Origin of the sequence: Desulfosarcina sp. (genome assembly GCF_046496365.1) — a bacterium.
Lineage (GTDB): Bacteria > Desulfobacterota > Desulfobacteria > Desulfobacterales > Desulfosarcinaceae > Desulfosarcina.
In genome coordinates this window covers 13,214-29,362 of the sequence record NZ_JAWOHB010000196.1, presented here as the reverse complement: position 1 = coordinate 29,362, position 16,149 = coordinate 13,214, and the positions used below count along the sequence as shown (strand labels likewise).

Genomic DNA, 16,149 nt, shown 5'->3' with positions numbered 1-16,149 from the left:
TTTGCCGGCGAGACGGTCAACAAGGCGTCCAACTATGCCATGCGCATACTGGGCGCTTACGGATATTCGACGGAGTATCCGGTGGCGCGGTTTTACCGTGACACGCCGACCTATTATATGGTGGAGGGGTCGGCCAACATCTGCAAGTGGATCATTGCCCTGGATCAGCTGGGGTACCGCAAGGCCAACCGATAGGCCATTTCATCCAGAAATTGGATTCTGCGGCCCGGTTCCGAATTCTCACGTTGTTCAAACCCTCGCCTGGGCCGCGCTGCTGTGCCCTGGGTTTCAATAATGTTGCATCCGGGATCAGAACTTCGACCGGCTACTTCTCAGTCAAACCTTGAAAGGACTTCATGCTGTGAGCGACGACATCATCGAGAAAACCAAAACGACCGGTGCGCTTTACTTCAGCGGCATCGAGGGTGAAAAACCCTTTGAATTGTGGCGCAGTTTTGATAAGGACCTGGGAAGGGATCTGTCCCTTTTTATCACCGGCAAGCTTTACGCACGGGAGAAGATTCCCCATGCGACACGGCAACTGGTGACGGTGGCTGTGCTGACCGTGCTGTCAAGGCCGGAGGAACTCAAACTGCACATTCAGGCCGCATTGAATGTCGGCTGTACGCCAGAAGAAATTGCCGAAGTCATATTTCAAACTTTCACCTATGGCGGCATCCCGACGGTCAACACCGCCTTAAAGCTGCTCAGGGACGTATTGAAAGAAAAGGCTCAATGGCCCATCGCTGGATAATGGATTAACAATTAAACCGATTCGGGAGTGACATCATGAGACCGTATTTTGAAAAGATGCCGGTATTTGGAAGAGAGATGAATGCCGGCCAGATCAAGAGCGCCGAAGAAAATGTCAAAAAGATCAAGGAGGTCGAAGCGCAGCTGAAAAAGGAAGCGGAGACGGTCAAACAGGCTGGTTTTTCCGAGGAAAAAATTAATGCCCGCGGTCAGATGACGGTATGGCAGCGGCTGAACTATCTGGTGGACCCGGGCACCTGGTGCCCATTGCACACGCTCTATAACCCTGAAGACAACGAAGAGGGCACCACCAATGTGGTCGACGGTCTGGGTAAAATTTCCGGGAAATGGGCTGTGATTATCGGCTTCGACAACAAGGTGCTCGCCGGTGCCTGGCTGCCGGGGCAATCCGAAAATATCCTCAAAGTCACCAACCTTTCCAAACGCTTGAACATCCCGCTGGTCTGGCTGGTTCACTGCAGCGGGGTGAAGCTGACGGAACAGGAGAAATTTTATGCCGGTCGCCGCGGGGGCGGCACCCCCTTTTTCCGTCACGCTGAATTGAACCAGGCGGGCATCCCCATCCTGGCCGCCATCTACGGTACCAATCCGGCCGGCGGCGGTTACCAGGGCATCAGCCCGACGGTCCTGTTTGCCCACAAGGACTGCAATATTGCCGTGGGTGGCGGCGGTATCCTCAGCGGCATGTCTCCCAAAGGGTTCTTCGACGAAGAGGGGGCCGAAGCCCTGATCAACTCAGCCAGACAGTATAAAGCCAAACCGCCGGGGTCGGTGGATATCCACTACGACGGTACAGGTTTTTTCCGCTATGTCTACGAGGAGGAGACCCAGGTGCTCGACGGCCTCAAGGATTTCATGAAGGATATTCCGGCATATAATCCCAAGTTTTTCCGTGTGGCCGAACCCAAAGCGCCGATTTTCCCGGCCGAGGACATCTACAGCCTGGTTCCCTTCAACCAGAAACAGATCTATGAATTCGACCAGGTGCTGGCCCGCCTTGTCGATGGTAGTGAACATATGGAGTTCAAACCCGGTTACGGTCCTGAGATATACACCGGCCTGGTTAAAATCGAGGGATATCTGATGGGTGTCATCGGCAACCGCCAGGGGTGGCTTGGGGAAGGCTACCCCGAATACGCCGATTATCCTGGAATTGGCGGTAAGCTTTACCGCCAGGGTCTGATCAAGATGAACGAGTTCGTTACCCTGTGCGGCCGCGACCGGGTGCCTATCATCTGGTTCCAGGATACATCCGGCATCGACGTCGGTGATATCGCCGAAAAGGCCGAATTGCTGGGTCTGGGGCAGACCCTGATCTACTCGATTCAGTCAACCGACGTTCCCCAGCTGCTGGTCGTGCTGCGCAAGGGCACTGCTGCGGCCCATTATGTGATGGGCGGGCCCACGGCCAACCGTCACAACGCCTTGACCCTGGGGGTTCCCACGACGGAAATATACGTGATGCACGGGGAGACGGCAGCCGCTGCAAGCTTTTCAAGACGCTTGGTCAAGGAGAAGAGCGCCGGCAAACCCCTGCAGCCGGTTATCGACAAGATGAACCAGATGGCCCAGGAATACTATGACAATTCCAGGCCAAGCTACTGCGCCCGCAAAGGGTTTGTTGATGAGGTTGTCAAGATGTCGGAAATCAGACGCTACCTGGCGGCCTTTGCCGGTTGCGTCTACCAGAACCCCAAATCCATCTGCCCCCAGCACCAGATGCTGACACCCCGGGTGATCAAGGGTTAAGAGGTGATTTAACGCGATCGCAGGCTAATTCCAGTCCATGATTACCTTCCCCGACCGGCCGGAGCGCATGATGTCGAAGGCCTCCTGGAACGCCTTCACACCGAACCGGTGGGTGATCACCTGCGAAATGTCCAGACGACTCTGGAGCATGCTGGTCATCTTGTACCAGGTCTCGAACATCTCGCGGCCGTAGATGCCTTTGATCTTCAACCCCTTGAGGATGATCTGGGTCAAGTCTAAGGAGACTTCGCTGCCGGGGATGCCCAGGATGGCGATCTGCCCACCGTAATTCATGGCCTGGAGCATATCCCTGAAGGCCTGGATGTTGCCGGACATCTCCAGGCCTACGTCGAAGCCCTCTTTCATGCCCAGCTGTTTCACCGTGTCGGCGATGGAAGTTTCGGCCACATTGATTGCCGCTGTGGCCCCCATGCGGGTGGCAATTTGCAATCGATAGTCGTTGACATCAGTGACCACTACATAGCGGGCACCCACGTGGCGGGCGATGGCCACGGCCATGATGCCGATGGGTCCGGCGCCTGTGATCAGCACATCTTCACCCACCAGATCGAAAGAGAGGGCCGTGTGGGCGGCATTGCCCAACGGGTCCATGATGGCGGCGATCTCATCGTTGATGGTGACCGGCACTTTAAATACATTGGATGCCGGCACGCTGATATATTCGGCGAAGCATCCGGGCCGGTTGACGCCCACGCCGATGGTGTTGCGGCACAGGTGGCGCTTGCCGGCCCGGCAGTTGCGGCAGTGGCCGCAGGTGATGTGGCCTTCGGCGGATACCCGGTCTCCCGCTTTCAGTCCCCTGACTTCGCCACCGACCTCGGCAATGACACCCACAAATTCATGGCCGATGGTCATGGGGGTCGGGATGGTTTTCTGGGACCATGCATCCCAGTTATAGATATGAATGTCTGTTCCGCAGATGGCGGTCTTGACCACCTTGATCAGAACATCGTTGGGGCCAATGCGCGGAAAGGGCACCAGGTCCATCCAGATACCGGGTTGGGGTTTCAACTTGACGATGGCTTGCATGGTTTCCATACGAATACCTGTCTTTCTGCATTAAGGGATGATGTCAAGTTCCTGACCGACCCTGATAAAGGCATCAACGGCCCGTTCAAGGTGCTCCCGGGTATGGGCGGCAGACATCTGCGTGCGAATGCGGGCCTGGCCCCTGGGCACCACCGGGAAACTGAATCCGACCACGTAGATGCCCTCTTCCAGCATCCGGGCGGCCATTTTCTGGGCCAGCACCGCGTCTCCCAGCAGCACCGGAATAATGGGGTGCTGGCCTGGAACCAGGCTGAATCCTGCCGACTGCATCGCCTGCCTGAAATAGCGGCTGTTTTCCTTGAGCCGGTCGAGCAGGTCCGGGTTCTCTTCGAGCAGGTCCAATACGGCGATGGAGGTGGCGGTGATAACCGGCGCCAGGGAGTTGGAAAACAGATAGGGCCGCGATCGCTGACGCAGCCAGGCGACGATTTCCTTCCGGCCGGCCGTATATCCACCCGAAGCACCCCCCAGTGCCTTGCCCAGGGTGCCGGTGATAATGTCCACCCGGTCGGACACGCCGCAGTATTCCGGGGTGCCCCGTCCGTGTTCACCGACAAAGCCCACTGCATGGGAGTCGTCCACCATTACCAGGGCATCGTAGCGATCGGCCAGATCGCAGATGCCTTTCAAATCAGCGATGATGCCGTCCATGGAGAAGACGCCGTCGGTGGCGATCAGACGGAAGCGGCAGCCGGCGGCCGCCTTGAGCTGTTGCTCCAGATCGGCCATGTCGTTGTTCCGGTAGCGCAAGCGTTGGGCCTTGCTCAGCCGGATACCGTCGATGATGCTGGCATGGTTCAGGGCATCGCTGATCACGGCGTCGTTTTCACCGAGCAGCGCCTCAAAAAGGCCACCGTTGGCGTCAAAACAGGAGCCGTACAGCAGGGTGTCTTCGGTGCCCAGAAAACGGCTGATCCGGCTTTCCAGTTCCTTGTGGATCTCCTGGGTGCCGCATATGAAACGGACAGAGGACATGCCGAAGCCATAAGTGCGAAGGGCTGCTTGCGCTTCTTCCAACAGCCGCGGATGGTTGGACAGTCCCAGGTAGTTGTTGGCGCAAAAGTTGAGCACGGTTTGTCCGCTGTCGATGGTTATGGCGGCCTGTTGGGCGGAGACGATTACCCGCTCAGCTTTGAAAAGGCCGTTGGTTTTCAAAATCTCCGCTTCAGCGGCCAGGTGGTCCAATAGACGTGCGTGCATGCAAGTGACCTCCATTTTCGATTTGAAATTATGTTCCCTCTTTAAAAGGACAGAGAAAAACTGTCAAATGAAATTCCGCTGGTGGAAACGGTTTCCGCATGGCGATAATTTGCTTGACCGTCACCGACCGCCTGTGCATAATCGGTTGACCTGAAAGAATAATATCAAGCAAACCACGCCGGCAGACCCCGTTCAATCCGGTTGCCGAATCCGGCCGCTTCGTCGATAACAAAAGCTGCTACCGCGCTCGCAGAGGATGATCGCCCCATGACAAAGAAAATACTGGTGGTCGACGACAACCGCATGATCTTGAAATTTCTTTCCAATCTGCTGGATGGTGAAGGTCATGAGGTTAAGACCTGTGAAGACGGGCTGTCGGCCTTGACGCTGCTGACTGCCTACCAGCCGGACATTGTTTTCGTAGACCTTATTATCCCCAAGATCGGCGGTGATAAGCTGTGCCAGATCATCAGGACCATGGAACATATGAAGGACTGTTACCTGGTGATCATCTCTGCTGCCGTGGCTGAAATGGATCTGGACTTCAGGAGAATTGGAGTCAACGCCTGCATTGCCAAGGGGCCTTTCGGTCAAATGGGTCAGCATGTGCTGGCGGCCATTAAGGATTCCAGCGAACCGACCAAATCCATCTCCGATCATGAAATCCTCGGTATCGCCTCAGTCAATGGCATCCCGGTATTTGCCCGGCGCATGACCAAGGAGCTGCTCGGGCGCAACCGCCATCTGGAAACCATTTTGGAGAGTATGAACGAGGGAATCGTTGAGGTGTATACCGGCCGTGTGGTTTACGCCAACTCAGCCGCTGTGAAGCTTTTTGCCATCCCCTTGGAGAATCTGCTCTCTGCTGAGCCCCGTGAGCTGTTTGATGAACCTTTCAGAATCCGCATTGACATGCTGATGAACAAGGATGCCGAAAAATCAACGGTGGTGGGACTGACCCGCCCGCTGCTGCTTAATGGCCGACAAATCATTGTTCGCAGTTTTCCGGTGAAAGTGGAGGCAGACACAACCATTTTGCTGATCAACGATATCACCGACCAGCGAGACCTGGAATACCAGCTGCAGCATGTCCGGCGCATGGACGCCATCGGCAACCTGGCCGGCGGCATCGCCCATAATTTCAACAACCTGCTCATGGGTATCCAGGGAAATGTTTCCATTTTGTTTCAGGACAAAAAAGTGGGTGAACCGGGTTATGATGAACTGGCAGGCATCGAGCGCTGCATCGACAGCGGTGCTAAACTGACCCGTCAGTTGTTGAGTTTTGCCAAGGGCGGCCGCTATTCCCTCGACCTTGTGGATATCAACGACATCGTTGAAAAGTCCTCGAGCATGTTTGCCCGGACCAGAAAAGAAATCCATGTGATCCTGCACCTGGAAGATGAATGGGCCATGGCGGAGGTGGATGCCTCCCAGATTGAACTGGCTTTGATGGATCTGTATGTCAATGCCTGGCATGCCATGCCCCCCGGAGGGACGTTAACGGTTTCGACAGCCGAGGTCACCCTGGACCACGCCTTTGTCAAACCCTACCACCTGAATCCGGGGCGATATCTGAAAATCGACGTGAGCGATACCGGAGCCGGGATAGACGCCAAAACCATCGAGCGGATATTTGAGCCGTTCTACACCACGCGCCCCATGGCAGAGGGTACGGGTCTGGGGCTGGCGTCTGTGTTTGGCATCATCAAAAAGCACAAGGGCATCATCACCGTGGACAGTCAGGTGGGACGCGGAACCACCTTCAGCATCTACCTTCCTGCGGCCAGGATCCTTCAGAAGCCTAAAGATGTCGACCAGCCGCTGGTCGCCTCCACGGCTAAACGCCCGGAAAAAGGGTCGGGGACCATTCTTGTCGTGGACGATGAGGAGTACATTCTCAAAGCAGACAAGGCAATGCTCAATGAGCTCGGCTATGACGTGCTGCTTGCCAACGGTGGGAAAGAAGCCCTTCGTGTGTTCGATGAGAACAAGGACCGCATCCAGCTGCTGATTCTGGATCTGATCATGCCGGACCTGGGTGGAGAAATTGTCTATGATCGCATTAAATCCATACGGCCTGAGGTCCGCGTGATCCTTTCTTCAGGATACAGCATTGAAGGTCAGGCTGAATCCATTTTAAAGAAAGGCTGTGACGGGTTTATCCAAAAGCCGTATAACCTGAATCAACTGGCCCAGAAGATCAAGGAGATCCTTTCCTGACGCATGGACCGACTATTCTCCGCGGTCCGCAAGGGGAAAATCAGATGAATCGCCGATGGCTGATACCCATGCGGGTGAGCATCCCCATGACCCCAAACGGGGATTTTTTATGCTGAAGAAAAGAACCAGTGCAGCCCGGCTTTCGGACAGCGTGCTCCTCTTTGGGATGGGTCTGGCCATTTTTTACTGGGTCTTCGCCTCCCTCATCTTTGCGTTGACCACCGCTGAGGGAACCTTCGTGGGGGATTTTTTTGCCCCCGGTTTGGACGAGGTGTTGAGCCGGCTGTTGGTACTTTGTTTCTTCATGATTTTCGGGTCCCACGTGGGATACACCATCCGCCAGCGCCAAAAGGCGGACGAGGCCCTGGCTGGCATTGAAGAAAAACACCGGACCATCATCGAAAATATCGAAGACGGTTATTACGAGACGAACAGCGACGGACAATTTACCATATTCAATGATTCCTTCCGCAAGATTACCGGTTACACGGCCGAAGCGCTTCTGCAGTTGGATTATCGGCGCCTCTTGACTCCGGCTGAGACGGAAAAGGTGCTCAAGGCCTTCAAAAAGGTTAACCGTACGGGACGGGCGATCAAAGACCTGGGGTTTATAATCGTGCGCAGTGACGGCGCCAGGCGCTGGGTCGAAACGTCGGTTTCCCCCATTACCGGCGACCGCGGTGCAGCGGACGGTTTCCGCGGAATTTTGCGGGACGTGACGCGTCGGCGCCAGGCCGATGCCCTTAAACAGGAAAAAATGGCTGCCGAGGCTGCCAGCCGGTCCAAAAGTGAATTTCTTGCCAATATGAGCCACGAGATCAGAACACCCCTGAATGCCATCATCGGGCTGGTGGAACTGCTGCTGCAATCGTCCCTGTCACGGGAGCAACGGGAGGATCTCAAAGTGGTTCAATCGGCCGCATTCGCGTTGCTGTCGGTAATCAACGATATCCTCGATTTTTCCAAAATTGAAGCCGGCAAGCTGGAGCTGGAAAAATCCCCGTTCAATCTGAGGGACTTCTTGGGAGAGGCGCTCAAGATCCTGGCTGTCAAGGCACATGAGAAAAACCTGGAACTGGCCTACCGGGTGGCACCCGACGTGCCGGATCGACTGGTGGGCGACCATCACCGGTTCCGCCAGGTACTCCTCAACCTGATCGGCAATGCCCTCAAATTTACCGATTCAGGGGAAATTATCGTCTCTGCCCAGTGCAGGTCAAGGGAAGACAACCGATTGATGCTCCATGTGGCGGTCCGGGACACCGGTGTGGGCATTGCAGCTGGCAAGCAGGCCCTGATTTTCGAGGCGTTCCGGCAAGCCGACGGCAGCACCACCCGTAAGTACGGCGGCACCGGCCTTGGACTGGCTGTGTCCGCTCAACTGGTTACGCTGATGGGTGGGCAGATCGGTGTCAAGAGCGTTCTGGGGAAGGGCAGCATTTTTCATTTCACTGTGGCTTTCGAGGTGGATTCCAAGGAGTCGGGCGCTGTTGAACTGCCTGCCCAGGTTGATCTGAAAGGCCTTCGGATTCTGGTAGTTGATGACAACGCCACCAACCTGAAGATTTTGTGCGAGATGCTTGCCAGCTGGAAGATGCTGCCCAAACCGGCGGCAACGGCGCCGGCCGGTATCGCACTGTTGAAAGGGGTCGGTGGTGCCGTCAATTTCGATCTGGCCCTAATCGAATCGGATCTTACCCCGCCGGGCGCCCTGTCACTGGTCAGACAGATCAAGCAGGGCAGTGCTGGGAACACACCGCGGATCATTATGATGCTTACCACCGCCAAAGAGACGATCCGGTTTGACCCGGCCGATATCAGCGCCGTGGTGACCAAACCCGTCCGCCCCTCCGACCTGCTGGATGCCGTCATCCAGGCCCTCACCATGGAAAAGATGCCGGTTGAAAATTGCCAGGACGGCAGCAGCGCCGGTCAGGATATCCGGCTGCCGCCGCTCACCATTCTTGTTGCTGAAGATACGCCTTTTAACCAGAAGTATATCCGGCGCCTGCTGGACAGCTGGCAATGCCGGGCAACCATCGTCGACAATGGGCGTCAGGCCATCGATCTGCTGGCCGATCAGGATTTTGACCTCGTGCTCATGGATGTTCAAATGCCTGAGATAGACGGTCTCACTGCCACGGCGAGGATTCGCGACCAGGAAAAACAGACCCGGCGCCATGTGCCCATTATCGCCATGACGGCGCACGCCATGCGCGGTGACCGCGAGCGATGCCTGGAAGCCGGTATGGACGATTATGTATCCAAACCCATCTCCGCCGGCATGCTGCTGAAGGCCATCCGCCGGGTGATGCCCCTGGCAGTCCGTGATCCGGGATCGGCCGCAGGCAGTGAACCATCTGTATCTACTCGCGATACAAGCGAACTGGCCGCACTGCTTGAGGCGTTCAACCACGATGGCGCATTTTTTAAAGAGGTCGCCGATATGTTCATCAGTGACTATCCACCGATGATGGAGACAATCAGGCAAGCCATCGCCGCAGAAAATGGGGCCTTGTTAAGTCGGACGGCCCACGCCCTGAAAGGGATGGCGCGTAATTTTCAGATCGATGGTGCAGCCGATGCGGCCCGACAGCTGGAACGCCTGGCCGACCAGGAGCAGTATGCAGGCGCCCAGCACGCGTACCACAGGCTGGCCGATGAACTGGCGGGGTTTGAGCGGCGGCTCAGGCAGATGGTCGCAAGGGTCAGCTGAAACCGAGGGCAGACCCCCTTCGCGCCAGGCCGGAAGATTGTGCGCAGGATTTTTGCAAAAAACAGAATGTTTCAGTCCGCTGACCTTGGTCCTCTGCCATCCGGCACGCGCGCATCCACAAGGATATGGCGCAGCATCTCCCAGGCCCGCTCCTCATTCAGCCGCGCTTGTGTGTCGCTGGCATCCTGGTTCGCGCTGCCACTGGAGTAGATGATGGCCGCCTTGCCGTCCGGTCGCGTGATGGTTTTGACGCCCATCGCTTCTCCGGCAAGGTTTTTCTCCAGCGCGGCGGCGTGCATTTCGCTTTGCAGCATCATCTGGATGGTCTGCTCGGAAACGCCGTGCTGTTTGAGCAGCAGAACTTCTTCCACGGTCAGCGCGTCTGAAATGACGGGCAGGACCCACCACAGACAGCTAAGAATAAGCATGCATCTGATTTTCATGGCGTCGCCTTTCGATAAGACTTGACAGAACAGACGTGTATTCTTAATAATACCTTGATAAAAATAGCAATATTATTGGTTCGTTGTCAAACGGCTTGTGCCGTGATCCCGGCAGCCGCCGGCATCGACGGTTACGTTCAAGGGAGGTGTTCATGCTAAAACTCAAACAGATCGTGGTGTCCATTGAAAATTCACCGGGTCGGCTGTACGAAGTGACCCATGCACTGGGAAGTGCAGGCATCAACCTCAGGGCCCTGAATCTGGTGGATACCGGCGCATTCGGTCAGTTGCGGCTGCTGGTTTCCGACGTGGCCAAAGCCCGCCAGCTTTTGATGGAGATGCACATTCCGGCCATGGTGAACGAAGTGCTGGCAGCTGAAATCGAAGACCGGCCAGGCCAGCTGGCCGCAGTGCTCAAACCCATCCTGGATGCCGATATTCAGGTCGTGTTCATGTATGCGTTCCTGCGGCAGAGCAGCGAGCTGGCCGTCATGATTTTCCGGTTTTCCGACAATGACAAGGCCATTGCCGTGATGCAGGAAAATGGTGTGAAACTGCTGGACGCTAAGCAATTCGGCATCCTTGAAAACTCAGACAGCGCTTCATGACAGTGGTATCCGCGCCAATGGTTGACAGGTCAACGAAGTCCGACCGCATGGACAGTGACGACGATGTTCTCAGGGAACGGTTCCGGGTTCTTCTGGAGGATGTGGCCGATGGTTTTTACGAAACGGATCTAAGGGGTAATTTCCGGTTTTTCAACCATGCCCTGTGTCGCATCTTTGGCTATTCGGCAACCGAGATTCAAGGCCGGAACTTCAGTGAATTCATGGATGCGGAAAATGCGCTCTACGCCTTCGCCATTTTCAACCGGCTCTATGAATCCGGTGAGATTCCGTCGGAAATCATCTGGACCATTATCCGTAAAGATGGCCAGGAACGGATCCTCGAAATATCGGTCAGCCTCATTGTGGACCGGCTCGGCAAAAAGACGGGCTTTCAGGGTGTGGCCCGGGATGTCACCCAGAAAATATCCGACCAGCAGGAACTGGAAGCCTCCCAACGACGCGCCTATGAGATGTACCAGGCCAGTTCCCGCGCCGAAAAACGTTACCGCGCCTTCTTGGAGTTTCTCCCCGATCCGGTATTTGTTTTCAACATGGACAGCACGGTTTCCTACCTCAATCCCGCTTTCGAAAAGGTTTTCGGCTGGACCTTGAAAGAACTTGAAGGCAAGCGCATTCCTTTTATTCCGGAAAGCGAAAAGGTCCGTACGCGGGAAGGCATTAAAACGCTTTTTTCCGAGAAAGTGCTTCACGGCTTTCACACCCGTCGTTATACCAAGGATGGCCGGATTCTTGACATCGTCGTCGACGGGGCCATTTTCTATGATGCCGAGGACCAGCCGGCAGGCCAGGTCATCACCCTGCGCGACGTGACGGCACGCAAGCGGGCCGAACAGATCAACCAGGCCCTGTTCCGCATCGCCCAGGCCCTGTATCGGTTCCCTGGGCTGGACCGCATGCTGGAGTATATCACCCGTCAGGTCCAGGAACTGATTGGGGTTGCCGGGGCCATGGTCATTCTCATCGATGAGCAGGAACAGGAGTTCTACATCCCGGTGGCGGCATACGAGGACGGCAAGACCGGCAGCAAGATGAAGGAGATCCGGTTTCCCATGGACAAGGGGGTGGCCGGGCAGGTCTACCGGACAGGTGAGCCCCTGATCGTTTCCGATACGGCCCAGAGCCCCTATTTTTACGACCAGGTAGACAAACAGGCGCAATTCCACACCAAAAACATGCTGGACGTGCCGCTGCGCATTCAGGAGCGAATGATCGGTGTACTGTGTGCGGTAAACAAGAAGGAGGGGGGGTTTGACCGTGCCGACATCGACTTGCTCAGTGCCGTGGCCAACTTGGTGGCGCTGCCCATCGAAAATGCCCGCATCAACGAGGCGCTCCAGCAGGCTTACGAAAATGTCCGCGGCTTCAACCGTGCCAAGGAGCAGGTGATTCACCATCTTTCCCACGAACTGAAAACACCGCTTTCGGTTCTCTCGGCCTCACTGGGTCTGATGGCCAAGCGGCTCGGCGGCGGACAGGACAAAGCCCTGGACAGGATCCTGTTGCGGGCGCGACGCAATCTCCAGCGCCTGCTGGACATGCAGTACGAAATCGGCGACATGCTTCGGGAAAAGGACTACCGCGCCCACGGCATGCTCTCTTTCTTGCTGGAAGCCAGTCGTGACATGCTGGTTACCCTGGCCGAAATGGAGCCGGGCAGTACCCGTGCACCGCAGATCATTCAACAGGCCATCGATCGGGAGTTCGGCAACGCCGAGATTCCCTGCACGGATATCGCCTTGGACCAATTGGTAAAAAGGCATCTGGAAACCTTGAAACCACGGTTTGCCCATCGTCACATTCGGTTGGAGGCTCGTTTGGAGCCGGTGGTGCCGGTGTTGATTCCCACCGAAGTGATGGAAAAGATTGTCGAAGGGCTGGTCAAAAATGCCATCGAGAACACACCGGACCAGGGACGGGTGACGGTGGTGGTGCGGGCCGCTGAAAAAGGCCCTGTTTTTGAGGTTCAGGACACCGGTGTGGGTCTGACGGAACAAAAGCAGCAGTTGATCTTCAATCACTATTTTGCCGCCGGGGACACCATGACCTACTCCTCCAAAGCACCCTATGACTTCAACGCCGGTGGAAAGGGGTTCGACCTGTTGCGCATCACCATTTTTTCCGAACGATACCGTTTCGATACGAAAATGATATCCCGACGCTGCCGCCATATCCCGACGGATGGCGATCTTTGCCCGGGGGCCATCGAACGCTGCGCCCATTGCAGTCTGCCGACGGATTGTGATGCATCGGGGGGCACCATCATGCAGATCCGTTTTCTACCTTCCAACCAGGTGAATCTGGCTTGCCGCATGGTGGAAAAGTAAAAATAAAGCCGCCCGTTCAATGACTTTTTTCATCGAACCTTTGACATCGAGATGCGCATTAAAATAAATTAATTCCCATGGAGGATGATTGCTCCGGTTATGCAGAATCGAAACAAGGTCGCAATGATTACCAAGCGTGAATTATGACTGAGACGCCCATCCCAAAAAACAATCGCGTTGCCACCTCGGCAAATGGGGGGTTCTTTGACGATATCAATGTGGAGTTCATCATCCACGAGCTCAAGGACCCCATATCCGTCATCGAAACCGCCGTGCGCATGCTGCTGGAAAAACCGGTTAAATACGGTCCTTTGACGGACCTTCAGATCAAGACGCTCAAGCGGGCCCTGCGAAATTCAAAAAAGGCGCGCAGTCTGCTCGCCGACCTGCTGGAGGTGGGCCGGTCCGATGCCGGGTGTTTTCAGTGCTGCCGGTTCAATCCGGTTTCAGTCGTCGACAATGTGCTGATGGAGGCGCTGGAAGCATCTGCTCCCGACATCTGGGAGACGCTTCAGGAATGCGAGCCGGGCCTGGATCGGGCGGCTGCTCTGGAAAATAGCGGTATTCGTCTCACCTGCACCGATGGCGTCGAGTGCGCCACGTTCTTTCAGGATGAGGCCAAATTCAGGCAGATTGTCAGCAATCTCGTCAAAAATGCCCTTCGGCACCGGCGCAAGTGGCTCGACGTCGGCCTTGACTGTCGGGAGGATCAATTGATCATTGAAGTGGTTGACGACGGGCCCGGGGTGGAAAAGGAGCATCAAGAGATGATCTTCAGACGATACACCCGGCTTGAATCATGCGTGATGTTGTCCCGGACCGGTCACGGTTTGGGACTGGCCGGATCGCGGATTTTGGCCCGCCACCTGGGAGGGGATATTACCGTGAAAAACATCAGCGGTCATGGAGCGGCCTTCCGTTTGACGCTCCCGTTGAACCTTAATGCTAACCTGAACCCATGATTGCGCTCCCAATTGGATCAATCGTTTGGAAAGGAAGGAACCCCCATGGCAGATAAAAAGGCCCATTTGGATGGAAAGCGGATTCTGGCAGTGGATGACGAAGCGGACATTCTTGAGACCATTGAGGATATTCTGGATATGGCCGATGTGGACGGTGCCCGAGATTACGCCGGCGCATCGGAGAAGATCCGTAACGGCAGCTACGACCTGGCCATATTGGACATCATGGGCGTCAACGGTCTGGTTCTGCTGGAGGAGGCGGTGGCCAAAGGGATTCCCACGGTGATGCTCACCGCCCACGCCGTCAATCCGGATACACTCATGTCGTCAATTCGTAAGGGCGCGATTGCTTATCTGCCCAAGGAAACCCTTGCCGAACTGGATCAACTCCTGGAAGACCTGCTGGCCGCAAAAGCCGCCGGCAAACCACCCTGGAAACTGCTATTCGACCGGCTGGGGACCTATTTCGACGAGCGCTTCGGACCGGACTGGAAATCAAAAGACCGGCTGTTCTGGTCGGATTTCTCGCGAAGCTGGGAGGTGGGCAGGGGGATTCAGGAGCGTCTCAAACATGACAAGCGCCTGGCGGATAAAGGAATATGAGGCCAGCCAGCAGGGAAGCGGGCGGATGACTGAGCGCTGGCCGCCAATCCTTCGGCCTGCGTCCCATGGTCCTTCCATCTTGTCGGTTCAATACCTTTGATCAAGCATCTTTGCGGCGATCTCCTTCAGGAATTTGGCAGCCACGGCTGCCGTCATGCCACCTACATCCCGATCGGGATTGTACTCCACGATATCAGCTCCCACTATGGGTTGCTCGATCGATTGAATCAGATGCAGGACGCTGCGGGTGGACATGCCGCCGGGTTCGTGGTGGGACACCCCCGGGGCAAAGGCCGGATCGAGGACATCCATGTCCAGGGAAATGTAGACCGGTCCCTCCAAATCGATGGGGATTTTCGATCCGCAAGCCTTCATTTCGATGCAGGTGACGCCATATTTGTGGATCTGCCGGCGCTGCTCGTTGTTCAGGCCGCGGATCCCCACCTGGATCAACCGCTTGACCCGTCCGGTTTCCATGATGCGGGCAAAGGGGCAGGCATGCGAAAAAGGGCTGCCATCGTAGCTCTCATAAAGGTCCGGGTGGGCGTCCAGCTGCAAGATGGTCAGCTCGTCAATCGTGCCGGTCAATGCCTGGACCACCGGGAAGGTGACGGAATGGTCTCCACCCAGCACCAGTATGCGGGCCCGTTGCGCCGACAGCCGTCCCACCGCACGCTGGATGGCTTCGATGGCATCCTCTCCACAGGGAAGCGTCAAGTCTCCCAGATCTTGAAACAGGGGGTGGCGGTTCAGATCAATTCCGTTTTCTGCGCACAGGCTGGATGAACCGTTGTGCAGCGTCTGTCGGATTATCGGCGGTGCTTTGGCCGGCCCCCGTAAAAAACTGGAGTACTCGTCAAAAGGGATTCCGATCAGGACCACGGTGCCCGGTGTCAGTCCAGTGTCGCCGGCATTGCCCAGCGTGTCGACCATTGGAAGGATTCCTCTTTAGTCCCTTGCCGGCACATCCATCACCATGGCCCGGTGGCCAGTGGCGTCGAGAAACCTGCGGATGTTGTCCAGGGTAATGACCAGGGTGGCGGTGTTGACCAGCGGGTGGCATTGGAGGGCCTCGGCCTCCCAAATGGCTTTGTCCATGATGACACGAACCTGCCGGGCTTCATCGTTCACCACACCGAGGATGGTTACCGCGCCGGGGTCCAGTTTCAAGTGTTTTTGGAGGCGATCCGCCGAGGCAAACCTGAGTTTCTTGACTTCGAGGACTTCCCCGAATGATTTCAGGTCAACCGACTTTTCATCGGGGACGGTTACGAGAAAATGCTGTTTGCCTTTGTTGTCGCACATGAACAGGTTTTTGGTCTTGCGACCCCTGAGCGTCGGAACCAGGCGGTTGACATCTTCACAGGTGAAGACCGGAGGGTGGTCATGTCGTTCGTAGGGGATGCCGTGGGTTTCGAGATAATCGTATATCTGCATGGGTTCTTTTCCTTGTCA

The 16,149-nt window shown here is 56.1% G+C and carries 14 protein-coding genes; 9 read left to right on the top strand and 5 right to left on the bottom strand.

Annotation, left to right across the window (positions count from 1 at the left end):
* From R6V78_RS19165 to R6V78_RS19155, 3 genes are all read left to right on the top strand, one after another.
* Positions 1-195 (top strand): acyl-CoA dehydrogenase family protein (locus tag R6V78_RS19165; RefSeq protein WP_410290995.1); only part of this gene is annotated, 195 nt, incomplete at its 5' end.
* 166 nt (positions 196-361) lie between these two features.
* Complete coding sequence (locus R6V78_RS19160) at positions 362-754, top strand: carboxymuconolactone decarboxylase family protein (RefSeq protein WP_410290994.1); 393 nt, start codon at positions 362-364, stop codon at positions 752-754.
* Between the two features lie 35 nt (positions 755-789).
* Positions 790-2,523: an acyl-CoA carboxylase subunit beta gene (locus R6V78_RS19155; protein ID WP_410290993.1), complete on the top strand. Its 1,734-nt coding sequence runs from the start codon at positions 790-792 to the stop codon at positions 2,521-2,523.
* A gap of 24 nt (positions 2,524-2,547) precedes the next feature.
* Here the strand turns inward: R6V78_RS19155 and tdh are convergent, their stop codons facing one another.
* On the bottom strand, positions 2,548-3,573 hold the full coding sequence (gene tdh, locus R6V78_RS19150; RefSeq protein ID WP_410290996.1) for an L-threonine 3-dehydrogenase: 1,026 nt from the start codon (positions 3,571-3,573) through the stop codon (positions 2,548-2,550).
* A gap of 30 nt (positions 3,574-3,603) precedes the next feature.
* Positions 3,604-4,794: a glycine C-acetyltransferase gene (locus R6V78_RS19145; protein WP_410290992.1), complete on the bottom strand. Its 1,191-nt coding sequence runs from the start codon at positions 4,792-4,794 to the stop codon at positions 3,604-3,606.
* Positions 4,795-5,061: 267 nt separating this feature from the next.
* Here R6V78_RS19145 and R6V78_RS19140 point away from each other — a divergent pair, with 267 nt between their 5' ends.
* The gene (locus tag R6V78_RS19140; RefSeq protein WP_410290991.1) at positions 5,062-7,017 is read left to right on the top strand and encodes a response regulator; all 1,956 of its coding nucleotides are present in this window, start codon (positions 5,062-5,064) and stop codon (positions 7,015-7,017) included.
* Between the two features lie 55 nt (positions 7,018-7,072).
* A complete protein-coding gene (locus R6V78_RS19135) occupies positions 7,073-9,733 on the top strand; it encodes a response regulator (RefSeq protein WP_410290990.1) in 2,661 nt (886 codons plus the stop codon).
* 71 nt (positions 9,734-9,804) lie between these two features.
* On the opposite strand, the gene R6V78_RS19130 is transcribed toward R6V78_RS19135, so the two are convergent.
* The gene (locus R6V78_RS19130) at positions 9,805-10,176 is read right to left on the bottom strand and encodes a hypothetical protein (protein WP_410290989.1); all 372 of its coding nucleotides are present in this window, start codon (positions 10,174-10,176) and stop codon (positions 9,805-9,807) included.
* Between the two features lie 152 nt (positions 10,177-10,328).
* Here R6V78_RS19130 and R6V78_RS19125 point away from each other — a divergent pair, with 152 nt between their 5' ends.
* The 4 genes from R6V78_RS19125 (at position 10,329) to R6V78_RS19110 (ending at position 14,694) form a co-directional block, all read left to right on the top strand.
* The gene (locus R6V78_RS19125) at positions 10,329-10,784 is read left to right on the top strand and encodes an amino acid-binding protein (protein ID WP_410290988.1); all 456 of its coding nucleotides are present in this window, start codon (positions 10,329-10,331) and stop codon (positions 10,782-10,784) included.
* Positions 10,785-10,831: 47 nt separating this feature from the next.
* The gene (locus R6V78_RS19120) at positions 10,832-13,129 is read left to right on the top strand and encodes a PAS domain S-box protein (protein ID WP_410290987.1); all 2,298 of its coding nucleotides are present in this window, start codon (positions 10,832-10,834) and stop codon (positions 13,127-13,129) included.
* A 143-nt stretch (positions 13,130-13,272) separates the two neighbouring features.
* Positions 13,273-14,091: a sensor histidine kinase gene (locus R6V78_RS19115; RefSeq protein ID WP_410290986.1), complete on the top strand. Its 819-nt coding sequence runs from the start codon at positions 13,273-13,275 to the stop codon at positions 14,089-14,091.
* Positions 14,092-14,136: 45 nt separating this feature from the next.
* Positions 14,137-14,694 carry a response regulator gene (locus R6V78_RS19110; protein WP_410290985.1) on the top strand — a complete coding sequence of 186 codons (558 nt, stop codon included), beginning with the start codon at positions 14,137-14,139 and terminating at the stop codon, positions 14,692-14,694.
* A gap of 87 nt (positions 14,695-14,781) precedes the next feature.
* On the opposite strand, the gene speB is transcribed toward R6V78_RS19110, so the two are convergent.
* On the bottom strand, positions 14,782-15,627 hold the full coding sequence (gene speB / locus R6V78_RS19105) for an agmatinase (RefSeq protein ID WP_410290984.1): 846 nt from the start codon (positions 15,625-15,627) through the stop codon (positions 14,782-14,784).
* Between the two features lie 15 nt (positions 15,628-15,642).
* Complete coding sequence (locus R6V78_RS19100) at positions 15,643-16,131, bottom strand: prolyl-tRNA synthetase associated domain-containing protein (protein ID WP_410290983.1); 489 nt, start codon at positions 16,129-16,131, stop codon at positions 15,643-15,645.
* Between the last annotated feature and the right edge of the window lie 18 nt (positions 16,132-16,149).